23 protein-coding genes are annotated in these 24080 nt (G+C 68.8%); 2 read left to right on the top strand and 21 right to left on the bottom strand.

The window, feature by feature from the left end; genetic code table 11:
• Positions 1-174 precede the first annotated feature (174 nt).
• The 7 genes from QF206_RS06590 to groES form a co-directional block, all read right to left on the bottom strand.
• Positions 175-606, bottom strand: coding sequence for a DUF3817 domain-containing protein (locus QF206_RS06590; RefSeq protein WP_281488414.1), 432 nt, complete (start codon positions 604-606; stop codon positions 175-177).
• A 5-nt stretch (positions 607-611) separates the two neighbouring features.
• Positions 612-1514: an SURF1 family cytochrome oxidase biogenesis protein gene (locus QF206_RS06585; RefSeq protein ID WP_281488413.1), complete on the bottom strand. Its 903-nt coding sequence runs from the start codon at positions 1512-1514 to the stop codon at positions 612-614.
• A gap of 300 nt (positions 1515-1814) precedes the next feature.
• Positions 1815-3545: a glycerol-3-phosphate dehydrogenase/oxidase gene (locus QF206_RS06580; RefSeq protein ID WP_281488412.1), complete on the bottom strand. Its 1731-nt coding sequence runs from the start codon at positions 3543-3545 to the stop codon at positions 1815-1817.
• A 66-nt stretch (positions 3546-3611) separates the two neighbouring features.
• Positions 3612-4730: a GuaB3 family IMP dehydrogenase-related protein gene (locus QF206_RS06575; RefSeq protein WP_281488411.1), complete on the bottom strand. Its 1119-nt coding sequence runs from the start codon at positions 4728-4730 to the stop codon at positions 3612-3614.
• Between the two features lie 222 nt (positions 4731-4952).
• Entirely contained in the window at positions 4953-6455 is a 1503-nt protein-coding gene (guaB, locus tag QF206_RS06570; protein WP_281488410.1) for an IMP dehydrogenase, read from the bottom strand.
• Between the two features lie 139 nt (positions 6456-6594).
• Positions 6595-7251, bottom strand: a complete 657-nt coding sequence (locus tag QF206_RS06565; protein WP_281488409.1) for a hypothetical protein — start codon at positions 7249-7251, stop codon at positions 6595-6597.
• Between the two features lie 345 nt (positions 7252-7596).
• Complete coding sequence (groES, locus tag QF206_RS06560) at positions 7597-7893, bottom strand: co-chaperone GroES (RefSeq protein WP_173183376.1); 297 nt, start codon at positions 7891-7893, stop codon at positions 7597-7599.
• A 166-nt stretch (positions 7894-8059) separates the two neighbouring features.
• On the opposite strand from groES, the gene QF206_RS06555 reads away from it, so the two are divergent.
• Complete coding sequence (locus QF206_RS06555; RefSeq protein ID WP_281488408.1) at positions 8060-9238, top strand: class I SAM-dependent methyltransferase; 1179 nt, start codon at positions 8060-8062, stop codon at positions 9236-9238.
• Positions 9239-9392: 154 nt separating this feature from the next.
• On the opposite strand, the gene QF206_RS06550 is transcribed toward QF206_RS06555, so the two are convergent.
• The 10 genes from QF206_RS06550 to glmS all read right to left on the bottom strand — a co-directional run bounded on the left by QF206_RS06550 (position 9393) and on the right by glmS (position 18591).
• Positions 9393-10013 (bottom strand): DUF4190 domain-containing protein, encoded by a 621-nt coding sequence (locus tag QF206_RS06550; protein WP_281488407.1) that lies wholly within the window; start codon positions 10011-10013, stop codon positions 9393-9395.
• A gap of 25 nt (positions 10014-10038) precedes the next feature.
• Complete coding sequence (locus tag QF206_RS06545; protein ID WP_281488406.1) at positions 10039-10329, bottom strand: DUF4190 domain-containing protein; 291 nt, start codon at positions 10327-10329, stop codon at positions 10039-10041.
• A 309-nt stretch (positions 10330-10638) separates the two neighbouring features.
• The gene (locus QF206_RS06540) at positions 10639-11640 is read right to left on the bottom strand and encodes a hypothetical protein (protein ID WP_281488405.1); all 1002 of its coding nucleotides are present in this window, start codon (positions 11638-11640) and stop codon (positions 10639-10641) included.
• Positions 11641-12102: 462 nt separating this feature from the next.
• Positions 12103-13167 (bottom strand): tRNA (adenosine(37)-N6)-threonylcarbamoyltransferase complex transferase subunit TsaD, encoded by a 1065-nt coding sequence (gene tsaD, locus QF206_RS06535; RefSeq protein WP_281488404.1) that lies wholly within the window; start codon positions 13165-13167, stop codon positions 12103-12105.
• Positions 13164-13811 carry a GNAT family N-acetyltransferase gene (locus QF206_RS06530; protein ID WP_281488403.1) on the bottom strand — a complete coding sequence of 216 codons (648 nt, stop codon included), beginning with the start codon at positions 13809-13811 and terminating at the stop codon, positions 13164-13166. The genes tsaD and QF206_RS06530 overlap by 4 nt, the downstream gene beginning before the upstream one ends.
• Positions 13808-14443 carry a tRNA (adenosine(37)-N6)-threonylcarbamoyltransferase complex dimerization subunit type 1 TsaB gene (gene tsaB, locus QF206_RS06525; RefSeq protein WP_281488402.1) on the bottom strand — a complete coding sequence of 212 codons (636 nt, stop codon included), beginning with the start codon at positions 14441-14443 and terminating at the stop codon, positions 13808-13810. Before tsaB ends, QF206_RS06530 begins: the two co-directional genes overlap by 4 nt.
• Before the next feature lie 10 nt (positions 14444-14453).
• On the bottom strand, positions 14454-15200 hold the full coding sequence (tsaE, locus tag QF206_RS12475) for a tRNA (adenosine(37)-N6)-threonylcarbamoyltransferase complex ATPase subunit type 1 TsaE (protein WP_422785365.1): 747 nt from the start codon (positions 15198-15200) through the stop codon (positions 14454-14456).
• Complete coding sequence (gene alr, locus QF206_RS06515) at positions 15197-16303, bottom strand: alanine racemase (RefSeq protein ID WP_281488401.1); 1107 nt, start codon at positions 16301-16303, stop codon at positions 15197-15199. Before alr ends, tsaE begins: the two co-directional genes overlap by 4 nt.
• The gene (locus QF206_RS06510) at positions 16300-16650 is read right to left on the bottom strand and encodes a holo-ACP synthase (protein ID WP_281488597.1); all 351 of its coding nucleotides are present in this window, start codon (positions 16648-16650) and stop codon (positions 16300-16302) included. The genes alr and QF206_RS06510 overlap by 4 nt, the downstream gene beginning before the upstream one ends.
• A gap of 93 nt (positions 16651-16743) precedes the next feature.
• A complete protein-coding gene (gene glmS, locus QF206_RS06505; protein WP_281488400.1) occupies positions 16744-18591 on the bottom strand; it encodes a glutamine--fructose-6-phosphate transaminase (isomerizing) in 1848 nt (615 codons plus the stop codon).
• Between the two features lie 175 nt (positions 18592-18766).
• Between glmS and coaA the strand changes: the two genes are divergently transcribed.
• Entirely contained in the window at positions 18767-19714 is a 948-nt protein-coding gene (gene coaA, locus QF206_RS06500) for a type I pantothenate kinase (protein WP_281488399.1), read from the top strand.
• A 19-nt stretch (positions 19715-19733) separates the two neighbouring features.
• On the opposite strand, the gene QF206_RS06495 is transcribed toward coaA, so the two are convergent.
• From QF206_RS06495 to QF206_RS06480, 4 genes are all read right to left on the bottom strand, one after another.
• Positions 19734-20546 (bottom strand): HpcH/HpaI aldolase/citrate lyase family protein, encoded by an 813-nt coding sequence (locus tag QF206_RS06495; RefSeq protein WP_281488398.1) that lies wholly within the window; start codon positions 20544-20546, stop codon positions 19734-19736.
• Positions 20547-20755: 209 nt separating this feature from the next.
• Positions 20756-21934, bottom strand: a complete 1179-nt coding sequence (locus QF206_RS06490) for a pyridoxal-phosphate-dependent aminotransferase family protein (RefSeq protein WP_281488397.1) — start codon at positions 21932-21934, stop codon at positions 20756-20758.
• Between the two features lie 38 nt (positions 21935-21972).
• A complete protein-coding gene (locus QF206_RS06485; protein ID WP_281488396.1) occupies positions 21973-22896 on the bottom strand; it encodes an ABC transporter permease in 924 nt (307 codons plus the stop codon).
• The gene (locus QF206_RS06480) at positions 22893-24071 is read right to left on the bottom strand and encodes a putative B6 ABC transporter permease subunit 2 (protein ID WP_281488395.1); all 1179 of its coding nucleotides are present in this window, start codon (positions 24069-24071) and stop codon (positions 22893-22895) included. The genes QF206_RS06485 and QF206_RS06480 overlap by 4 nt, the downstream gene beginning before the upstream one ends.
• Positions 24072-24080 lie beyond the last annotated feature (9 nt).

Here is a 24080-nt window from a genome sequence, read left to right as displayed (position 1 = left end):
ACCGTCGCGTCGGGAGTGTTCGCGGCACCGGATGCCTCGGCATCCGCCCCCGCATCCGTCTCAGCGGAAAGTGCGGTGTCGACGAGGTCGGTGTCGCTCTCGCCGGTATCGATCGAGGCTGCGACGGCGTCGCCTGGAGCCCCGTCGGAGGGCTGTTCGGAGCGGTCTGCGGCGCTAATCAGCAACCTCCACGAGCTCGGCTTCTCGGCTGGCGAGATAGCGCTTGATGCGCCGGGTCACATTGACCTCGACGATGAACGACAGGAATGGCACGACGCCGCCGGTGGCGAGCAGCACGAGCTGCAGGAACGGCCAGCGCATGAACGTCCAGAGACGGAAGCAGGCGATCAGGTACACGACATAGAGCCAGCCGTGGGCGATCAGGATGCCGATGCTCAGGTTGACGGCCTGCACCGTGCCCGAGGGCACGAACGCGATGAGACCGTATGCCCCGCCGAACTCGATCTCGGTGCCGAACGCGTACTTCAGCACCATCTCGACGCACAGGAGCAGCAGCATCACACCGGTGATGTAGGCGGTCACCTGGTAGAACTTCAGGCTGCCCCGGATCTGCGGAAACGTCTCGAGGCGGGGAGCAAGGGCCATGCCGGTCATTCTACCGGCGCACGCTGCAGCGGCTCCTGAGCGCCGGATGCTGCCCGCGAACCGCTGGAGGTCACTGCGGGGGAATGCGCGGCGCCGCCTGCCGCCGCGTTCGCCCGGGTCTCTGCGTTTGCTTCGGCCTCCGCGCTCGCTCCGGCCCCTGCCGCCTCGAGCTCGGCAAGTTCGACCTCGCGCTCCCAGGCATCCTTCACCAGCCGGTACCAGAGGTACACGGCGAACACGGCGAAGAGCGCCCACTCGATGGCATAGAAGATGTTGAGCCAGTTGAGCTCGAACTCGGAATCCGGCTTGGGCGAGTCGATGGCCTCCATACCGGATGCCGAGACACCGAGGTCGGTGTGCGACACGACGTAGCCGCTGTACACGCCGTCGACCTCGCTCCACTCATTGATGAGCTCGGCGACCGCGAGCGCCGACCGCTGGCCCTCCTCGTACTCCGATTGGGTCGGAGAGTCGCTCGGCAGGTAGCGCCCCTCGATCTCGATGGCCCCGAGTGCGACGAGCTCGTCGGCGGCCGAGTCGAACCCCTTGTCGTCGGCCTGCCATCCGACCGCGACCGCGAGGCTCGCGCCCTCCGTGGTGAGGAAGTGGCCGACCAGCCAATCGCCCGGCTCGCCGTGCTGCAGCCGCTCGGTGAGCGTCACGAAATCGCCGGCGACGAATGACCCCTCGACCGTGACCACCAGGCCAGCGAGCGTCTCGGAGACGGGCTGCTGGGGAGCGGTGACCGCCTCGATCGGATGCGGGGTCTCAGTGTCGCGCTCGATGACCACGGCCTGGTCGAAGCTGCGCTCGAGCTGCCATTGGCCGAGCAGCGCGAACGCCGCCGCGACGGCCAGACACGCGACCAGCACGCCGATCCACTTGGGCCGTCGGGCAACTCTCCACACGGGCCACAAGCCTAGTTCGCGCCGCTGCGCACCACCTCACAGCCGAGGCTCGGCATCCGCTCTCCTGCTGTCTGCGGACTCCGCCGAAACCAGCCGCCGACATGACAGGAAGTGCGCCCCCGGCGGCGAATCTGCAGCACTTCTTGGCATCTCGACGAAGGGATGCGGGGCGACCGCGCGACGAAGGGATACGGGGTGACTGCGCGACGGAGAGGCGCAGCAGCAGCGCGCTCGGCCAAGAGAGTCGGGCCCCCGCGCGACGGCGGTCCGGGTGCGCGGTCGCGAGGAGGAGGGCAGCGGCTACCGCGACGCGATATCGGGCGCCGAGAGCCGCACTCGATCGGCCGACTCGTCGTCGGGCTGCTCCTGGCTGGCGCGCTCGGCGGCGACCCGCTTCAGGTAGTGCTCGATCTCGCGGTCGATTCGAGCGGCATCCCAGCCGAGCGTCTCGCCCATCAGCCGAGCGGCGATCGGCGCCGCCGAGACCCCGCGGTCCCACGCCTCGATCGAGACGTGCGTGCGACGGGCGAGCACGTCATCGAGGTGCAGCGCGCCCTCGTGGGTCGCCGCGTACACCACCTCGGCCTGCAGGTAATCGTCGGCGCCGGGCAGGGGCTCGGCGAGCTCGGGCCGCGCGCGGATCAGATCGAGCAATTCGTCGGTGAGCACGCCGTGGCGATTGAGCAGGTGCTCGATCCGCGCGGTGTGCACTCCGAAGGCTCGCGCGATCTTGGCGCGCTTGTTCCACGCGGCGCGATAGCCCTCGGCGCCCAGCAGCCCGATGTCTTGAGTGCAACTGGGCGGGATGTTGCCGTCGAGGGCGGCAGCCGCCTCGTCGATCGCGTCCTTCGCCATCACACGGTAGGTGGTGAACTTGCCGCCGGCGACCACGACCAGACCGGGCACCGTGTGCGCGACCACGTGCTCGCGGCTGAGCTTCGACGTCTCCTCGCTCTCGCCGGCGAGCAATGGGCGCAAACCGGCGTAGACGCCCTCCACGTCTTCACGGGTGAGCGGCACGGCGAGCACCTCGTTCACTCGCTCGAGCAGATAGTCGATATCGGCCGCGGTCGCGGCGGGATGCGCCTTGTCGAGGTTCCAATCGGTGTCAGTCGTGCCGATCAGCCAATGCCTTCCCCAGGGGATGACGAACAGCACGCTCTTCTCGGTGCGCAGCAGCAGCCCGAGCTTCGAGTGGAACCGGTCACGAGGCACGACGAGGTGCACGCCCTTCGAGGCTCGCACCTTGAACTGGCCGCGCTCGCCGACCATCGCCTGGGTGTCGTCGGTCCAGACCCCCGTCGCATTCACGATCTGCTTGGCGCGGATCTCGAAGCGCTCGCCCGTCTCCAGGTCGTGCGCGACCACCCCGACGACCCGCTGGCCGACTTTGAGGAACTCTTCGACTCGCACGCGGTTGGCAGCGTGCGCGCCGTAGAAGGATGCCGTGCGGGCGAGGCTCGCGACGAACCGCGCGTCGTCGACCTGGCCGTCGTAGTAGCTGATGCCTCCGATGAACGCGTCACCCGCGAGGCTCGGAGCCGCACGCCGGATCTGCCGCTTCGTCAAGTGTCGATGCCACGGCACGCCCGGCGGACGACCGCCCGTGTAGCTGAAGAGGTCGTACAGCAGCATCCCGGCGCCGATGTACAGCCGCTCGAAGATCGGCTTGGTCAGCGGGTACAAGAAGCGCACCGGCTTCACCAGGTGGGGTGCGATGCGCTGCAGCAGCAGACCGCGTTCGATGAGCGCCTCTCGCACAAGCCTGAAGTCGAGCTGTTCGAGATACCGGATGCCGCCATGGACGAGCTTCGACGAGCGGCTCGAGGTGCCGCTGCCCCAGTCGCGCGCCTCGACGATGCCGACTCTGAGGCCGCGCGTCACCGCATCGAGCGCCGCGCCCGTGCCTACGACGCCGCCGCCGATCACGAGGATGTCGAGTTCCTTCGTGCGGAGCGCATCGATCGCGGCGGCCCGCTCGTCCGGTCCGAGCTTCGACGACCGGCTCACCGTACGCTGATTGACCGCCATTCGTCCTCCGTCATGCGCTCGTCTCCCTCACGCCGCCGGGAGCCCTCGGCATCCGCGCGGCTGGTGTCAGCGTCGGAACGACCCGACGACGACCTCGACCCGTTGGAACTCCTTGAGGTCGGAGTAGCCCGTGGTGGCCATCGACCGCCGAAGGGCTCCGACCAGGTTGGCACGCCCATCAGAGGTGCGCGAGGGCCCGAACAGCACCTGCTCGAGCGACGCGATGGTGCCGACCTCGACGCGGTGGCCGCGCGGCAACTCGGCGTGGTGCGCCTCGGCGCCCCAGTGCCAGCCTCCGCCCGGCGCCTCCTCGGCACGCGCGAGCGCGGTGCCGAGCATGACCGCGTCGGCACCGCAGGCGATCGCCTTGACGATGTCGCCGCTGGTGTTCAACCCGCCATCGGCGATGACGTGCACGTAGCGTCCGCCCGATTCGTCGAGGTAGTCGCGGCGAGCGCCGGCGACATCCGCGACCGCCGTCGCCATCGGCGCGTGGATGCCGAGCGAGGTGCGGGTGGTCGACGCCGCTCCCCCGCCGAAGCCGACGAGCACGCCAGCCGCGCCGGTGCGCATGAGGTGCAGCGCCGCCGTGTAGGTGGCGGCGCCGCCGACGATGACCGGCACATCGAGTTCGTAGATGAACTTCTTGAGGTTCAGCGGCTCGACGTTCTTCGACACGTGCTCCGCGCTCACCGTGGTTCCGCGGATCACGAAGAGGTCGACACCGGCCCCGATGACGGTCTCGTGGAACTCCTGCGTGCGCTGCGGGCTCAGCGAGCCGGCGACCGGTACACCCGCCGCGCGGATCTGCTCGAGGCGCTGCGTGATCAGCTCCGGCTTGATGGGCTCGGAGTACAGCTCCTGCATGCGCTCGGTGGCCGTGTCGTGCGGCAACTGGCGGATCTCGGCGAGCACCTCCTCGGCATCCTCGTAGCGCGTCCAGACGCCTTCGAGGTCGAGCACTCCGAGACCGCCCAGGCGGCCCATCTGGATCGCCGTCTCAGGCGAGACGACGGAGTCCATGGGAGCCGCGATGATCGGCGTGTCGAACTGGAAGGCGTCGATCGACCAGCTCACCGACACGTCGCGCGGGTCACGAGTTCGACGGCTCGGCACGACGGCCACATCGTCGAAGGCGAACACCTGGCGGGCACGCTTCGCGCGGCCGATCTCGAGCTCATTCACGAAACCAGCCTATCTGCGCGCGCGCTGGAGCTTGGAGCGAAGGCCCTTTCGGGCCTTGGCCGCGGCGCCAGCGCCGATGGCCGTCTCGGCCATCGGGTCAACATTCACCCCGGCAGTGACCAGCTTCAGCGCCAGATGGAGACAATCGCGCCAGCGCGTTCAGGCGCAACCGTCTCAAGTTGGCGCGCACGCTGGCGCTTGGAGCAGTATGGGCGCCTTAGGTCAGCGGCGGTAGTTCGGCGCCTCCGCGACCATCTGGATGTCGTGGGGGTGCGACTCCTTGAGACCCGCGGCGGTGATGCGCACGAACTTGCCCTTCGAGCGCAGCTCCTCGATCGACCTAGCACCCACGTAGAACATCGACTGCCGAAGTCCGCCGAGCAGCTGGTACACGACCGTGCCGACTGCGCCGCGGTACGCGACCTTGCCCTCGATGCCCTCGGCGATCAGCTCATCGTCGCTCGGCACATCAGCCTGGAAGTAGCGGTCGCGCGAGTACGAGGTCTTCTTGCCGCGCGCCTGCATCGCGCCGAGCGAGCCCATGCCGCGATACGTCTTGTACTGCTTGCCGTTCACGAAGATGAGGTCGCCGGGGCTCTCGTCGGTGCCGGCGAGCAGCGAGCCGAGCATGACCGACTCGGCTCCAGCCACGAGCGCCTTGGCGATGTCGCCCGAGTACTGCAGTCCGCCGTCGGCGATGATCGGAACGCCCGCCTCGCGCGCCGCGAGCGACGCCTCGTACACGGCGGTGACCTGGGGCACGCCCACGCCTGCGACCACTCGGGTGGTGCAGATGGAGCCGGGGCCGACGCCGACCTTGACGGCATCCGCACCGGCATCGATGAGGGCCTGAGCGCCCGAGCGCGTAGCGATGTTGCCGCCGATCACGTCGACGTTCTTGAACGCGGGATCGGCCTTGATGCGCTTGATGATGTTGATCTCGCCGGCCGACTCGCCGTTCGCGGTGTCGACCACGAGCACGTCGACACCCGCGTCGACGAGCGTGCCGGCGCGCTGCCAGGCGTCGCCGAAGAAACCGATCGCGGCGCCGACGCGCAGCCGCCCGTCTTCGTCCTTGGTGGCGAGCGGGTACTGCTCGGTCTTGTCGTAGTCCTTCACCGTGATGAGTCCGGTGAGCTTCCCGTCGCCATCGACAAGGGGCAGCTTCTCGATCTTGTGCTCGGCGAGGATCTGCATCGCGTCGTCAGCGGTGATACCGGTCGGTGCGGTGATGAGCGGCATCCGCGTCATCACCTCGTGCACCTTCGTGGTGGCCTTGGCGGCCGGCCGCACGAAGCGCATGTCGCGGTTGGTGATGATGCCCACGAGTTTGCCGTCGGGCTCGACGACAGGCAGCCCGGAGACCCGGAACTTGCCGCAGAGCTCGTCGACCTCGGCCACCGAGGCATCGGCGGTCGTGGTCACGGGGTTCGTGATCATGCCCGATTCGCTGCGCTTGACCTTGTCGACGTGGTTCGCCTGGTCTTCGATCGAGAGGTTGCGGTGGATGATGCCGATTCCGCCTTGACGCGCCATGGCGACCGCCATGCGCGTCTCGGTCACGGTGTCCATCGCGCTCGAGAGCAGCGGGGCATTGACGCGGATGCGGCGGGTCAGACGCGTGGAGGTGTCGACCTCGCTCGGGATGACATCCGTCGCCCCGGGCAGCAGCATCACATCGTCATACGTGAGGCCGACGAAACCGAAGGGGTCTGGCTGTTCCATTGTTCTCCTGGGCTCGGAACGAATCAGGGTCCCGGATGCCGCGCCGAACCCGGTACTCGATGTTAACCGACGGGCGCGCCAGGTATTCCGAGTGCGCCCGGCCGATGGATGCCGTCAGTGTTGAACAGGCGGCGAACGGTCAGCGCGAGGGCCCGGCGAACGCCATCGCGAACCCGGCCGCCCGAGCGCTGATGCACTCACCGAAGCTGAAGCATTCGGCGTCTCCCGCAGACACCTGCGCCAGTTGCGCCTCGATGGAAGCTCCGCCGTCGTCCTCGGCGAGCACGGCGGCGAGGGCCGCTTCGACCGCCGCCGCGTAGGCCTCGCTCGCTCCGGTGAAGTCGGCGAGCGCCGGCTCGAGCTGCTGCAGCACGGCGAGCATCTGCTCGCTCGGCGCGGTCGAGGGGGTCACGACGATGACCGGCAGACCCTCGCGCGCCTCGAGCACGACGGATGCCGGCGCGATGACGACGTCGGCACCGCGAGCAACCAGTTCATCGACGGCCGATGGGTTGCTCGCCGCCCGGTGGTAGACCTGGACCGGCCCGTCGCCGATGCTGCCCGCCTGGTTGATCTCGCGCACGGCGAGCTCGACCCCGGCAACGATCGCGGCGCCGCCGGCTGCGGCATCCGTCACCGTGCCGATCACGAGAACCCCGTCACCGCTCGGTTCGACCTCGATCGCGGGGGCGGCCGTGGGCTCCGGCTCGGCTGGAGTCTCGGGCGCGCAGCCCACCGCGGCGAGCGCGATGAAGGCGGCGAGGCCGATTGCGGCGGAGGTGCGAGCGCGCGACATGCAGTTCTCTCTCGTCGAGCCCGCCGCGGCACGCCGTTCGTGCTGGTTCACGAGGGGGCGCCGGGCGGTGGCCATCGACCGGCATTCGGACGGTCGGGGAACACGGACGAAACGACGCTATCGCCAGCTCATGCCTGGGGCGGGCAGCGAAACGGGCTCATCGGGATCGTGACGGATGCCGGGTTGTCCGCGGTGCGGCCGACGAGCCCAGCACGCGATGCGGCGTGTCAGAGACGGCCGCGCGCCCGTGCTCAAGCGCGCGCCGGTGCTCAAGATTGCGCAGAGACGGCGAACGGCCCGGAGGCGAAGCTCCGGGCCGTTCGAGAAGTGGTGCTGACCGTCAGCTCAGCGCACGACCACCGCGAGCACGTCGCGGGCCGAGAGCACGAGGAGGTCCTCGCCGCCGTACTTGACCTCGGTGCCGCCGTACTTCGAGTAGATGACCTTGTCGCCGACAGCAACGTCGAGCGGGATGCGGTTGCCGTTGTCGTCGATGCGACCGGGGCCGACCGCCACGACCTCACCCTCCTGCGGCTTCTCCTTGGCGGTGTCGGGAATGACGAGACCCGAAGCAGTCGTCTGCTCTGCCTCGACCTGCTTGATGACGATGCGATCCTCGAGCGGCTTGATGGAGACCGACACGGTTGTCCTCTTCTTTCTGACAAGATCCAGGGGTTAGCACTCTCCGCTGGAGTGTGCCAAAACACAGTGTAGGGGCGGCCTGGCACTCACGCAATCCGAGTGCCAACGCAGTTCGACCGCTAGCCCTCTCTCCGGAACGCGCGCCCCAGTGGGCCAAGATTGAACGATGGATGCGGGCGAACTGCGCGAGCTGCTCTCACTCGACGGGCTGCGGTTGCTTGATGAGCTGCCGCCGGCCGAGTCGAAGGAGGATGTCGTCACTGCGGTCGCCGGCCTGCGTCGGCAGGGGCACCCCCCCGCGCTCGTGGCGGCCGTGCTCTCGCAGCGCAAGCTCCGGGCCCGTGCCCGCGCGAAGTTCGGCGAGTTCGCGGAACGGATGCTGTTCACCGAAGCGGGTCTCGAGCAGGCCACTCGACTGCAGGTCGCCGCACTCCACGCCGGTCGTTTCGCGGACGCAGGTGCGACGCGCGTCGCCGACCTGGGCTGCGGCATCGGCGCCGACGCGCTCGCCTTCGCGAGCCTAGGACTCGACGTGGTCGCCGTCGATCGCGACGAGGTGACGGCTGCGATCGCGGGCTTCAACCTCGCTCCCTTCTCGAACGCCACCGTTCGCCAGGGCGAGGCGGAGGGCTTCGACCTCGCCGGATTCGACGGCGTGTACCTCGACCCCGCACGCCGGTCGGGCTCGCGCCGTCTCAATGACGCGGCCGACTGGTCGCCCTCGCTCGATGTAGCGTTCGGACTGGCGCGAGCCACGGCATCCGGTGGTGTGAAACTCGGCCCAGGTATCGACCGCGAGCTGATTCCCGCTGACTGCGAGGCGCAGTGGGTGTCGGTCGACCGCGAGGTGGTCGAACTCGGGGCGTGGTTCGGCGCGGCCGCTCGGGAGGGCGTGCGACGATCGGCGCTGGTGCTCGGCAAGCACGGAGCCGCGCGCCTCGACGGCGCCGCCGACAGCGAAGACGAGCCGCCTGGCGGGCTTGGCGAGTATCTCTACGAGCCGGATGGCGCTGTGATCAGAGCCCGGCTCATCGGCGACCTGGCGCGGAGCCTGGATGCGCGGATGCTGCATCCCACGATCGCGTACGTGACCGCGGATCGTCTCATGCCGACGCCGTTCGCGCAGGCGTTCCGCATCACGGCGACGCTCGCGCTCGACATCCGCTCATTGAAGCGCGAGTTCGCCGCCCGGGGCATCGGCTCACTCGAGATCAAGAAGCGCGGCGTGGACGTCGACCCGGCAGCGCTCCGAACGAAGCTCGGGCTGCGCGGCGATGCGGCCGCCACGCTGATCCTCACGCGGGTCGGCGAGCGCCGTCTCGCGCTGCTCGCCGAGCGCGTCTGAACGACCGTCGCCTCGCCGGAACGCGACGTCGCCCCCGCCTGGTGAGACGGGGGCGACGGAACCGTCCGAGCGCGTGGCATTCACCTCGCGACGACACGGAAGGCCAGGCCCGGAGCGAATGCCCCTGTCGGGCTTCACTCCGGCGCTCAGAGCATCAGTAGTTGTAGGTGTATCCCGAGTTGCCGAAGGCGGCGAACAGGGCGATCCACGCGATGATCGAGATCAGGCCGATCGCGATGCCGGCGAAGCCCAGGATGATGCCGGTGAGCCAGAGGCCCTTCGACGCCCAGGGCTCGCGCTTCTTGCCCAGGAAGCCGAGCACGACGGCGGCAGCCGGGATGAACAGCTGCAGGATGCCACCGATGATCGGAATCCAGACGACAGCGAGCGAGCCGATGACGCCGACGATTCCGGCGATGAGCGAGATGATGCTCAGCACCGGCGCCTTCGTGCCAGCGCCCGGCTGCGAGTAGGAGTACGGGGCGTTGGGGCCGCCAGGACCAGCGGGTGGGGTCGCGTACGGCGAGGCCCCCGAGGCTCCGTAGGGACTCTGCGGAGCCCCGTACGACTGAGCCCCAGGGCCGGGAGGCGGCATGGTCGCACCGGGCGGCGCACTCGGCGCGGCCGGCGGCTCAGGAGCGGGAGGCGGAACGGGCGCCCCGGGGACGTCGGGCTGTGCAGCGGCTTGCGCCTCGGGCGAAGTCGGCGCGTCGGAGCCTGCCTGCTGCGGCCGCTCGTCCGGATCCGGCGTGAGCGGCGGGGGAACGTTCGACATGATTGTGGCCTCCTCGGTGATGGGCTCAGTAGCTCGACATGGCCGCACCGGCCAGGATGAACGGCAGGAACGCCAGTACCAGGATGACGCTGAGCACGATGCCTGCATAGCCGATGATGGTTCCGGCCAGCGCGAGACCCCGGCCGTTCTCGCCGGTGCGCTTGATCTGCGAGAGCGCGATGTGACCAGTGATCACGCCGATGAGCGACATGCCGATGATCGAGGTGACGAGGGAGACGATCGCGAGCACGTTCGTCTTCTGTTGCTGCGCAGGAGCCGAGTAGTACGGCGTGGGCTGCGGGGCAGGCGTGGTCATACGAGGAATGGGTCCTTCCGGGGATTATTGAGCCGAAGTCGGCAAGGGCAATGCAACCAGTGCTGCTTTCAGGTGTCAATCAGCATCGAAAGTCGGCCAGTCACCAGGACGCCGCCTCGGAGCGGGTTTCCCTCCCCGGAGACAGCAGGAACTCTGGCCCAGGTGGCGAACCGGGAGTGGGCGCGTCGGCGGGAGCCGCAACCCGGGGTGGCTGCCGGCCGGCCTGGCGAGAAATGCCGAGCTGTGGCCCGGGTAGAACACCGCAAGGTGTTCGAGTGCCTCGTCCCTAGCACTGGAGAGGGAGGGCGGTCACCTCAACGGGATGCCGAACTCAGCAAGCAGCCTTGCGAACTTCGGCGCCGCGATGGCATCAGCCCAGGTCCAGCGGTGGAACGCGGCGACTCGGCGTCGCAGCGCGTCTTCCCGCCGCTTCTCCCGCACCACCACGTCAGCGGCGGTTCTCCCCTCGAGTTCCAGCGAGCGCGAGTACTTGACCATCCCGTCGAACTCGCCGATCGCACGGAGGCCCTCCCAGTAGAAGTCCACGATCGCGCTTCCGCCCTCGATGTCGCCGAAGCGCACCTGCAGCTGCGGTATGACGAACCCCAGTTCGATCATTCGACCGCGGCTCAGCGATTCACCGGCGCTCTCGGCCAGCGGGTCCCCGGCTTCGACAGCGCGCAGAGCACGCTGAGTTCCCAATCTCCGTGACGAGGTCGCAAGCTCGGCCAGAAGCTCCGCGCGGGAAACCGGTCTCCGCGGCGGCGCGGCACCCGCGAGCACGCCGCGAGCACTGTTGCCGCGATCGCCCCGGAGCGCCGCGTCGACCACGGCGAGCGCCGACGCGAATGGCAGAATCCGTGCGAGGTCGACCACTGTTCGTGACAGCGGCGTTGCGAGCATCCCGTCGATGTCAACGGGTTCGACTTCTTCGCCCGCTCGGTGCGTGACCCGGCCGGGCCATCCACTGCCTCCGCGGGCGCCGAAGTCGGCCACATGCACAGCATCGGGCCACCCGTCGATGATTGGAAGTCCGTGCAGCGCCGCCGCAGTGAGGTGCGAAGCGACCGGGGCCGACCTCATCGACAGAGCTTCCGCCCGGAAGCGCAGGACGTGGCGCTCGCGCGAGTCGAGCTGCGAGAACGTCGCGAAGTCGGCGAAGACGCCTCTGCGCACCCTGGCCAGCACCTTGTTGGCCACGCAGCGTTCGATGTCGCGGTCGGTCAAGCCGAAGTCGTGAAGCCGGCGCGTGGTGGTGAGCCCACGGCCCGCCGTGAGCAGCGCTGTGAGTGCCATCGCATCGTGAGTCATGCCGCATCCGACCATGTGAAGGCGAGTCGAAACCGCCGAGGGGTCGCACCCTGAGGCCGATCCTCGGCATGGCCCACCTGTGAAGGAACCGCGCGGTTTCGCGAGCGCCACCTCGGGCCGCCCGGTTCCACCCACCGGAGAGAGTCAGCCACGCCGGGCCCGGGTTCCCGCGCAGGCTCGGCTTCGCGGCCCGGGCCCGGCTGGCCGCGCGGGCCAGAGTTCGCGACGCTGGCCAGAGCAACAACTCTGGCCCAGGCGGACAACAGCACCCCGAACCGACGAAGAGCCGACTGCGCGACGGGGTTCATCCACTGCGGCGAGAGTTGGCCACGCCGGCCAGAGCAGCAACTCTGGCCGAGGCGGGTAACGGTCACCGGAGACGGGTGAGGTCCGGCCTGAGCGGTAGAGGGGCGGCGAGAGGCAGGGGAACAGGCGGCGGTGGGCGACGACCGCCGGTTGGGGTCAGGCCTGGATGTCGGTGACCGGCAGTGTGGAGTCGGCGGCGAAACCGAGGCCTGACGGCGGGCGCCCTCCCGCGACCAGTTGGGCCCCGAGCGCGGCGATCATCGCGCCGTTGTCGGTGCAGAGCGACAGGGGCGGAATCCGCAGCGCGATGCCGGCGGCATCCGCTCGTTGCTCCGCGAGCGCTCGCACTCGAGCGTTGGCCACCACCCCGCCGCCGAGCAGCAGCCTCGGCACTCCGAGATCGTTGCAAGCGGCGATGGCCTTGGTGACCAGCACGTCGGCGACCGCTTCGCGGAAGCTCGCGGCGACATCGGCCACGGGCACCGGTTCACCGGCATCCTGTCGCTGCTCGACCCACCTCGCGACGGCGGTCTTGAGTCCTGAGAACGAGAAGTCGTAGCGGTGCTCCGCCATGTCCTTCGGCAGGCTGAGCCCGCGCGGGAAGCGGATCGCGGTGGGGTCTCCGGATGCCGCGGCCGCGTCGATCTGCGGACCGCCCGGGTACGGCAGCCCGAGCAGCCGAGCCACCTTGTCGAATGCCTCGCCGGCAGCGTCGTCGATGGTCTCGCCGAGCAACTCGACATCGGAGATGAGGTCGCGCACGAGCAGCAGCGAGGTGTGCCCTCCTGACACCAGCAGGGCGATGGTCGGATACTCGACCTCAGCGCCGCCATCGTCGCCGGTGCTCAGCACATCGGCGCCCACATGTCCGACCAGGTGGTTCACGGCGTAAAGGGGCTTGCCGGTGGCGACGGCGAGCGCTTTCGCAGCTCCCACGCCCACCATGAGCGCGCCCGAGAGCCCCGGTCCGCTCGTCACCGCGATCGCATCCAGCTCATCGAGCGTCACCCCGGCTTCGTCGAGCGCCGTCGTCAGCGTCGGCGTGAGCGCTTCGAGATGCGCGCGAGCCGCGACCTCGGGCACTACGCCGCCGTACCGCGCGTGCTGCTCCATCGAGCTGGCGATCACGTTCGCAAGCAGTCTCGTGCCGCGGACGACGCCCACTCCGGTCTCGTCGCAACTCGTCTCGATGCCGAGCACGAGTGGGGCTGCCTCGGTCATGCCTCGCTCCTCTCCGCCCGGGGGTCTTGTTGCGCGCGATCACTCGCGGAATCAACGACGGCACTGCGCTCTGTGAACTCCATGCGCGCCTCGGGGAGCTGGAGTCGCATGACGATCGCGTCGACGCCGTCGGGCTGGTAGTAGCGCGGACGAACGCCGACCTGCGCGAAGCCCAGCGCGTCATACAGGTGGCGGGCCGGCGGATTGTCAGCGCGCACCTCGAGGAAGAGCTCGCGGATGCCGCGCCTGCGCGCTTCAGCGATGAGCGCGTGCATGAGCAGCCGTCCCAGCCCCTTGCCCCGCGCGCGCTCCTCGACCGCGATGGTCTGGATGTCGCCCTGCGCCGCACCGGGTGGTGCGAGCAGACCCGCGTAGGCGTCGACGACCTCGGTCGAGGCTCGGGGCTCGGCGGAGGCGTTGGTCTCGCTCGTGGCGGGAGTGCCGCCGGCATCCGTCGCGATGGCGACCAAGTAGTAGCGGTGCGCTCCCACGAGCTCGGCGTGCATGCCCTCGCGCGACCATGCATCGGTCGGGAAGGTGCGCTGCTCGATGCCCATGATGGCGTCGAGATCGTCGACCGAGGCGCGGCGCAGCAGCCAAGGTCCGCGGGCGCGCGGCGACCCGGCGTCGGTGTGCTCCGTCATCCGGTCACCCGCTTTGGGGCCTTGGCGAGCGTCACGTCGGGTGAGCGCAGGTACAGCGGCTCGGATGCCGCGAACTCTCGGCCGTGCGGGTGCATCGTCTCGGCGAGCATGCCGAGCGCACCCGCTGACACCTCGGATGCGTCGACTCGGCGGTACTCGTCGAGCCGGGTGACGGCGTCTTCGAGGCCATCGGGACGGGTCAGTGCCGGACCTTGCACACGCTTCGGAAGACCTTCGGAATCGGGCGCGGCATAGGTCGACCAGTACACCTCGCGCCGACGCGCGTCGCTCACGACCAGCACCGGATCGCGCCGGCCCGCTCGGAGCTCGGCGAACGCGACCGCGTCGTGGCTCACGACGCGCACGACCGGGCGGCCGATGCCGAAGGCGAAGGCGTTGGCGGCGGCGATGCCGACCCGCAGCCCCGTGAAGGGTCCGGGCCCCATGCCGATCGCGACGGCTGAGAGAGCGGATGCCGCCACCTGCGCTTCGCCGAGGCACTCGTCGATGTACGCGCCGATCACTTCGGCGTGCGAGCGAGTGTCCGAAGTCGCGCGTTCGGCGAGCACGCCGCGGTCGCGATCGACCACTGCGACGCTCGTTCCTATGGAGGTGTCGATGGCCAGCAGCACGGCATTCAGCCTACGCGCGGCTGCGGCCGCCGAATTCGGCCAGGAAACCGAGATCGCGCCAGCGTGGGCCGTGGCCGGTGACGGTGACGACCCTCGGCCGCGGAGCGTCGAGCTCGCCCTCATCGCTCATCGGCCTGTTCACGAGCCCAGGTGGCATCTCGGGCCCCGAACGATCAGCGGGGCGCTCAGCGGGGCGCTCGTGGGCGTCCGGGTCGCCCACCAAGGCATCTTCGTCGTCTTCGTCGTGCTCGTCGGCGGCCTCGCCTGCGGCGGCATCGCCCCAGCGCGCATTGCTGTCGAGTTCGAGCGAGGCTTCGACGGCCTCACCACGGCGGCTATCCCCGGCATCCGCACCGCCCATCGGCCGCACGATGTCGAGTTCGAGCCAGGAGTCGCTGATGCCGTCGAGCATGCCGGCGCCCCACTCGACCACGACGATCGATGATTCGAAGTCGATGTCGAGGTCGTCGAGTTCGACCGCGCTGCTCAATCGATACGCGTCGACATGCACGAGCGGAGGGCCGCCGTCGCCTCGCGGGTGGGTGCGCGCGAGCACGAACGTCGGGCTCGTGACGGTGCCACGCACTCCGAGTGCGGCACCGAGCCCCCGGGTGAGCGTGGTCTTGCCAGCGCCGAGCTCGCCGTTCAGCGCCACCAGGTCGCCTGCCCGCAATCGACGCGCGAGTGCGGCGCCGAGCTGCTGCATGCGCTCGGGCGTCTCGACCGTGAAACGCGTGATCACCGCTTCGCCCGTCACTGCACGAAGCTCCGCCGGGTGCGACCGCCGATGCGGGTGACGATCTCGTAGTTGATGGTCTCGCAAGCCTCCGCCCATTCCTCGACCGGTGGGTCGCCCGCGTTCTGGTCGCCGAACAGCACGGCGCGATCCCCGACGCGCACGGGGTGATCACCCATATCGACGACGAACTGGTCCATCGCAACCATCCCGGAGATGGTTGCGCGGTAGCCGTTGATCGATACCGGCGCGCGATTGCCGGCTGCCCTCGGGATGCCGTCGGCGTACCCGAGCGGTACCAGCGCGAGAGTCGTCGGCTGCTGGGTGCGATAGCTGTAGCCGTACGAGACACCGTGACCGGCGGGCACGGTCTTCGTCGCGACGACCTCTGCTGAGAGCCGCATGGCCGGTCGGAGTCCGAGCTCCGCCGAGGTCACGCCTTCCAGCGGCGAGAGCCCGTAGATCGTGATGCCGAGGCGCACCATGGTGCACTCGCCGAGCGGCATGCGCAGCGCACCCGCGGAGGCGTGCAGATGCACGAGCTCGGGATCGAGGCCGAACGAGCGCGCGGCGGCGAGATGCTTGGAGAACCGAGCGGCCTGGTCGGCGTCATCGGCGTCGCTCGTGCCCGACAGGTGGCTGAACAAGCCCCGCACACGCAGGCGGCCGAGTCGCTCGAGCTCGGCGGCGCGCGAGAACACCCGCTCGGCGCGTTCGGCAGGAATGCCGTTGCGACCGAGACCGGTGTCGACCTTCAGGTGAACGTTCGCGACAGCGCGCGCGGTCCCCGCGGCGGCCGCCTGCTCGAGCTGGTCGAGCGAGTTGATGCCGAGATCGATGCCCGCCTCGATCGCCGGCGTGAAGTTCACGTCCGGCGCGTGCAGCCAGGTGAGCACCGGATGCCGCAGCCCCGCGTCGCGCAGTTCGAACGCCTCGTCGAGATCGACCACGCCGAGCCAGTCCGCGCCGCCGTCGATCGCCGCCCGGGCGCTCTGGATCGCGCCGTGCCCGTACGCCTGCGCCTTGACCACGGCCATCACGTGGTCGGCACCGACGCGCTGCCGCATCGCGCTCGTGTTCGCGCTGATCGACCCGAGGTCGATGCGCGCCTCGCGAAGGCTCACGACTCCGCCACCACGTAGGCGATGGCCACACCGGCGTCATGCGCCATGGAGAGGTGCGTCGCGCGGATGCCGCGGTCTTTGGCGATCTCGGCCGCGCGCCCGCTGAGCTCGAGCCCCGGGTTGCGCTCGGCATCCGAGACGACCCGCATGTCGTGCCAGCGGATGCCGTCGGTCTCCCCCAGCGCCTTCATGAGCGCCTCTTTCGCGGCGAAGCGGGCCGCCAGTGAGCGCAACGGGAGCGTGCGTTCGCTCTCAGCGAACAGCCTCTCCACGAGGCCCGGAGTACGGCTCGTCGCGCGCTCGAATCGCGCGAGGTCGACGATGTCGACACCGACTCCCACGATCACGCGCGCGCTCTCTCCACTGCAGCCTTCTTCACGGGGTCTCTTCCCGGCCTCATCCATCACAACCCAGTCTGACGGGCCGGGGCCCGGAACGGACTACTCGACAGTGACCGACTTCGCCAGGTTGCGAGGCTGGTCGACGTCGAGGCCCTTCGCGGTCGCGAGGTCGCGAGCGAAGATGTGCAACGGCACGACGGCCAGCATCGGCTCGAAGAACGGTCCGGCGAGCGGGATCTGGATGACCTCGTCGGCGAACGGGAGCACGGCGGCATCCCCCTGCTCGGCGATCGCGATCACGCGCGCACCGCGTGCGCGGATCTCCTGGATGTTCGAGACGACCTTGGCGTGCAGCGATCGCTCGTCACGCGGGCTCGGCACGACCACGAAGACGATCTGACCGGGCTCGATGAGCGCGATCGGGCCATGCTTCAGCTCGCCCGCGGCGAATCCCTCTGCATGGATGTACGCCAGCTCCTTGAGCTTCAGCGCGCCTTCAAGAGCGACCGGGTACCCGACGTGGCGACCGAGGAAGAGCACCGATCGGGTGTCTGCCATCCAGTGCGCGAGCTCGCTGATGCGCTCGCTCGTATCGAGCACGAGATCGATCTTCGCCGGAACGTCCGTCAGCTCGGTCACCAGGTCGCGGTGGGCACGTTCGTCGAGCGAAGCGCGGAGCCGTGCGAGGTGCAGACCGAAGAGGTACAGCGCGGTGATCTGCGCGACGAAGGCCTTCGTCGAGGCGACTGCGACTTCAGGGCCGGCGTGCGTGTAGAGCACGGCATCCGACTCGCGGGGAATCGTGGCACCCTGCGTGTTGCAGATCGACAGCGTCTTCGCACCGTGCTCGGCCGCGTACTTCACCGCCATGAGGGTGTCCATGGTCTCGCCGGACTGGCTGATCGACACGACGAGAGTGCGTTCGCTCAGCACCGGCTCGCGGTAGCGGAACTCGTGGGCGAGCTCGACCTCGACTGGCACCCGCGCCCACTGCTCGACGGCGTACTTGCCGACCATGCCGGCATAGGCGGCGGTTCCGCAGGCGACGATGGTCACGCGGTCGATATCGCGCAGCGTCTGATCGAGTTCGGCGAGCTCGTCGAGTTGCACGAGCCCGTCGGTCACGCGACCGAGCAGCGTGTTCGCGACCGCTTCGGGCTCCTCGCTGATCTCCTTCGACATGAAGTTCGGCCAGCCGCCCTTTTCGGATGCGGAGGCGTCCCACGCGACCTCGAAGGGCTCGAACTCGGCCACGTTGCCGTGGAAGTCGGTGATGGTGACCTCGTCGGGGCGGATGGTCACGAGCTGGTCCTGGCCGATCGCGACGGCCCGGCGAGTGTGCTCGATGAAGGCCGCGACATCGGAGCCGAGGAAGTTCTCGCCCTCTCCCAGGCCGACGATGAGCGGAGAGTTGCGGCGGGCACCCACGACGACGCCCGGCTGGTCGCGGTGGATCGCGAGCAGCGTGAAGGCGCCGTCGAGCCGGTTCACCACCTGCTGCATGGCGGCTGTGAGGTCGCCCGTCTCGCGATAGGCGCGGCCTACCAGCAGCGCCGCGACTTCGCTGTCGGTCTCGCTGGTGAAGGTCTCGCCCGCGTCGAGCAACTCCTGCTTGAGCGCGGCGAAGTTCTCGATGATGCCGTTGTGGATGAGGGCGAGCTTGCCGTCGTCGCCGAGGTGCGGGTGCGCGTTCTCATCGGTCGGACCGCCGTGGGTCGCCCAGCGGGTGTGACCGATTCCGGTGCCGCCGTTGTCGAGGGGGTGGCGCTTGAGGTCGTCGGCAAGCACCTTGAGCTTGCCCGACCGCTTGCGGGAACCGAGGTCGCCGTCGCCGTCGATGACCGCGACTCCCGCCGAGTCGTAGCCACGGTACTCGAGCCGGCGCAGGCCGCCCATGAGCACTTCGATGCTCCGGTCACTGCCGACATAGCCCACGATTCCACACATGCGCTCGATTCTAGGGGGCGCTTTCCGTGCTGTTTCCGAGCGGATGCCGGGGCGGCGGCGCTCCGCCGCATGGCCCGGCCCGCGGGCGGTTCGCGCCACCGCGGCGCGGTGTGCCCGGACCGCACCGCGGATCGCGGCATCCGAAGTTCTTCTCGTATTAACTACGCTGACTGGAATGGGTTCCGCGAACGCCTCGAACGGCCAGCTCACCCCGTTCGTCGAGATCGGGCGTGATCGCTGGTCCGAACTCGCGCCCGCCGCCGCGATGCCGCTCACGGAGTACGAGCTCGTGCAGCTGCAGGGCCTCGGCGATGTCATCGACATGCGCGAGGTCGAAGAGGTCTACATCCCGCTCAGTCGGCTGTTGAACCTGTACGCCGCGGGCGCGCGTCGCCTGCACCGCGACGTCAGCGCGTTCCTCGGAGAAAAGGCCGGCACCACGCCGTTCGTGATCGGCGTCGCCGGATCGGTGGCGGTGGGCAAGTCGACCATCGCGCGCCTGTTGCGCGAACTCCTCGCGCGCTGGGATGACACCCCTCGCGTCGAGCTCGTGACGACCGACGGGTTCCTGTACCCGAACGCCGAACTCGAACGGCGGGGGCTGATGGAGCGCAAGGGGTTCCCGGAGAGCTACAACCGGCGGGCGCTGCTGCGGTTCGTGTCGCAGGTGAAGAGCGGCGCCCCAGAGGTGCGTGCCCCGTTCTACTCGCATTTGAGCTACGACATCGTGCCGGATGCCGAGGTCGTGGTGCGGCGCCCCGACATCCTGATCGTGGAGGGGCTCAATGTGCTGCAGCCGCCCACGCCAGGAGCGCGACTCGCTGTGAGCGACCTGTTCGACTTCACCGTGTACGTCGATGCGCGAACGGGCGACATCGCCGAGTGGTACACGCGCCGGTTCTTGAAGCTTCAGCGCGGAGCCTTCGCCGATCCGAAGTCGTACTTCCACCGGTATGCCACGCTCACCGAAGAGGAGGCGCGAGCGCGCGCCAAGCGGTTCTGGACCGAGATCAACGAGCCGAACCTGCTGCAGAACGTGCTGCCGACACGAGCACGCGCCTCACTCGTGCTGCGCAAGGCGAGCGATCACACCGTGTCGAGCGTCTTGCTTCGCAAGATCTAGCGGCGCCCTCGCCCGCGCTTCACTGCGGGGCGTCGGCCCGCGCGAGGATGCGGTTCGCGTGGGCGAGCACCGGGGCGTCGACCATTGCGTCGCGGAAGCGGAAGGCACCCGGCTCCCCCTCTGCCGCGACCAGCACGGCCCGCGCCCACTCGACCTCGTGCGCAGCGGGCCGATACGCCTGCCTGATCACCGGGACCTGGCTCGGGTGGATGCACGCCGACGCCGCGAAGCCCGACGCCGCGGCATCCTCCGCTTCTGCCGCGAGCCCGCCCAGATCCGCGAGGTCGACGTACACGGCGTCGATCGCGGCACGACCGTGCGCCGCCGCAGCGAGCAGCACCGTCGACCGCGCGTGCCGCGCCACGTCGCGGTAGCGCCCGTCAGCTCGACGGCTCGAGGTGCCGCCGGCGGTCGCCACGAGATCCTCGGCTCCCCAAGCAAGCCCGACGGTGTTGTGCACCGCCGCGAGCTCCGGCGCAGCGAGCACCCCTCGCGCCGTCTCGCACATCGCGATGACGGCATACTCCGAGAGCCACGCCACCTGCTCGACCGACTCGGCCTTGGCGAGCATGACGGTACGGTAGGCGGTCTGCGCGAGCAGTTCCAGGTCGGCTTCGAACGCGCCGCTGCTGCCGCCGTTGACGCGCACGATGGTGCGGTCTGGATCGAGCGGATGCCGGAGAACCGCATCGCGAGCCGCGGGCTTGTCGGCCGGGGCGACGGCATCCTCGAGGTCGAGGATCACCGCATCGGCCCGCGCGGCCGCCTTCTCGTAGCGATCCGGTCGATCGGCCGGGCAGAAGAGCAGCGCTGGCCCCATGGAGAACGACACGCTGCGAGCCTAGCGCCGCCCCGACCGACGATCAGGCCGGTCGCTCGACGAGCGGAGCGGGCTCGACGAGTGGAGCAGCCTCGACAAGCCGAGCCCGAGCCGCCTCGACGAGCCGAGCAGCGGGGTGCGCTCGTGCGCGCGTCAGTCGCGCATGGCGCACGCACGAGCAGTCATCAGGGCGCCGCGGAGTCAGCCGGCACCCGGGAGCCTCAGACCGCCGCGGCCTGCCGGGTCGCGGCGATCTCAGTGAGGGCCGCGTCGATGCCTGCCCCGATGTCGACCTGCATGCCGAGATCCCGCAGCCCCTGCCCCATCGCCGCAAGGCCGACGATCGGGTACATGCCCCGCGCCGAGGGGCCCATGTGCGCCAGACGCAGCAGGTTGCCGGCACCTTGGCCGCTCGAGAGCATGACGCCGTAGTTGTTGCGGATGTGCGTGCGCGCCTCGACATGGTCGACAGAGTCGGGCAGCCTCACCGACGTGACGCAGTCGGCCGCGATCTCGTCGGATGCCGCCCACAGCTCCAGCCCCATCGCGCGCACCCCCGCCCGCGTGGCACGCGCAGCGGCGGCATGGCGGGCGATCGCCTGCTCGAGCCCTTCTTCGAGCACCTGGTCGAGCACCGACTCGACGCCGTGCACATCAGAGACCGAGGGCGTGTACGGGAAGGCCTCGTTCTGCTTCCACTTGAGCTTCCAGTCGACCAGGGAGACGTACGAGTCACGCGGGGAGTTCGGGTTGTCGAGAATGCGCTCCCAAGCCCGATCGCTGATCGCGAGCAGTGCGATCCCTGGAGGGCCTCCGAGGCATTTCTGAGCACCGGTGACGACCACGTCGATCTGCCACTCATCGGTCTCGAACTCGAGCCCGCCGATCGACGACACCGCATCGATCAGGGTCATTGCGCCGTACTTGGCAGCGATCGGGCCGATCTTCGAGCAGTCGGTGACGGTACCCGATGGCGTCTCGGAGTGCACCGCGGTCACGAGTTCGATACCCGGGTTCTGCTGAAGGTATTCCTCCACCGCTTGGGGCGAGACGGCCTCGTTGTAGGGCACCTCGATCTCATGCAGTTCGGCGCCGAAGCTCGTGAGCCAGTAGCCCATGCCCTTGCCGAAGACGCCCTGCGCCAGGTTCAGGACTTTCATCCCGGGACGGGTCATCGCGCGCGCTGCGGCTTCGAGACCGACGATCGCCTCGCCCTGCATGAGCACGATGTCGTTGGTCGTCTTGAAGACCTTCGCGGCTTTCTCCTCCGCACGGTGGAAGGTGGCGATGAATTCGGGGTCGTAGTGGTACACGATCGGCGACCCGAGCGCCGCAAGCGTTCGCGGCGTCGCCATCGTGGGGCCGGCTGAGAGGGTGAAATCGAGTGGTGCTGTCGACACAGTGACTCCTTAAATCGGTGCTTCGATGCCGGGGTGGCTCAGCGAGCGCCTCGAGTGTACGGAACCGCCAGCGCCGGCGGGATGTACGCGCTGCGGGCGAACACGATGAGCGTGATCATCACGATGATGAACGGCAGCATCTTGATGACGTCGTTCGGCAGGTTGATGTTCGTCAGCTGGATGGCTGTGCCCACTGCGACCGAGGCCCCGTAGACGAGCGAGGCCACGACCACCCAGGAGATGCGACCGCGGGCGAGCATCGTGACGACGATCGCGATGTACCCCAGTCCGTGCGTCATGAAGGGCGTGAACGCCCCGGTCGAGAGCAGCGCGAGATACGCGCCACCGAGACCGGAGAAGGCTCCGCCTGCCAGCACCGCGAGCGAGCGGGTTCGCAGCACGCTTCCGCCGGCGGCATCCAGGGAGGCGGGTTTCTGTCCGGCCGCTCGGAGCCGGAGTCCGGGGTTCGTCTTGTGCAGCCACCAGGCGACCGCCGCCGCGATGAGCAGCGCCACGGTGAACATGCCCGGTTGCGAGAAGATGCTCGGGCCCACGACGGGGATGTCGCTGAGGAACGGGATCTTCCAGGGCGTGTCGAGACCGAGTCGCGGGTTGGTCGAGCCGTAGTTCTGGGTGTGCAGCACGCTCGTGATGCCGGATCCCGCGAGCGTGATCGCGATACCGACCACGATCTGGTTCAGCCCCAGCCACACGCTCAGCACGAGCATGATGAGCGAGCTCGCCACGCCGGCGAGCGTACCCACAAGGAGACCGAGCCAGAACGACTGCGTCATGAGCACTGCGACGAAGCCGAAGTAGCCTCCGATGAGCATGATTCCCTCGATACCGAGGTTCAGCACGCCAGACTGCTCGCCGATCGTCTCGCCCAGCGCCGCGAGCATGAGCGGCATGCCGGCGGCGATCGTGCCGATGAGGAATGCGACGAGGATCGCCTCGGTCATTGCTTCTTCCTTCCAACCGAGCCCAGACGAAGCGACTGGCGGAGCCCCTGTGGCAGGTAGCTCTGGCCGAGATCGCGCTTCATGCCGATGTACTCGATGATCGTCATGAACATCAGGATCAGCGCGACGATCACCAAGAGGAAGTCGACTGACAAGTTGCTCGCCTGCGCGGCGATCGTTCCACCGGTGGCCAGCACCGCGTAGAACGCGACGAGCGGGATCGATGCGAGCGGGTTGAGCCGGGCGAGGAACACGAACGGCAGGATCTTGTCGCCGTACGCAGGGTTCCAGTTGGTGCGCAGGTAGCCCCACAGGCCCATGATGTCGATGGCCGCGGCGAGCGCGATCATCGCGCCGCTGAGCACGAAGATGACGATCGTCATCCTGCGCGCGTCGATGCCCACGTGCTTCGCCGACTTCGTGCTCGCGCCGAACACGTCGAGCCGCAGGCCGAACGAGGTGCGCTTGAGGATGAAGTGGAAGGCGAGCACCATCAGGATCGCGATGATGAACCCGATGTGCACCTTCGTGCCCGGGATGTACGGCAGCATGCCGTCGAACGGCAGTTCACGCGTCTGCGGCACCGCCACACTCGCGTCTTGGAACGGCCCCTTCACCAGGATGTTGGTGACCGAGACGCCAATGAACGACATCATCAGCGTAGTGATGATCTCGTTCGTGCCGTACTTCGCTTTGAGCAGCGCGGGGATGATCGTCCACGCGGCGCCCACGACGATGGCCATGATGGCGAGCAGCGGGATGCCGATCGCCAGCGGGAACGAGACCAGGATGTCGGGACCGAAGCCCGCGACGATGGCCGCGCCGAGCAGGTACTGGCCGTTGTAGCCGAGGTTCCACAGCTTGCCGCGGAAGGCGATGATGAGGCCCAGTGCGATGAGCAGCAGCGGCGCCATCGCGATCATGCTGTTCTGCCAACCGTTGCCGGCGAGGCCGTAGTAGACGATGTCGCCGTAGAACTGCAGCGGGTCCTTGCCCAGCATGAGCAGCACCAGTGCACCGGCGAGCAGCGCGAGCACCACCGGGGTGATGGTGCGCACGAGCACGTCGACTGCGGCGCGGCCTCGGCCTCGTTGCTTGGGCTGCGGGACCGCATCCGTGGAGGGAGCGGGTTGCGGCGCACCGGTGGAGGGTGCGAGTTGCATATTCGTGGTCATGGATGGTCC

Origin of the sequence: Ruicaihuangia caeni (assembly GCF_029952955.1) — a bacterium.
In the GTDB taxonomy this organism is placed as follows: Bacteria; Actinomycetota; Actinomycetes; order Actinomycetales; family Microbacteriaceae; genus Ruicaihuangia; species Ruicaihuangia caeni.
This window is presented reverse-complemented; position numbering and strand designations above follow the sequence as displayed.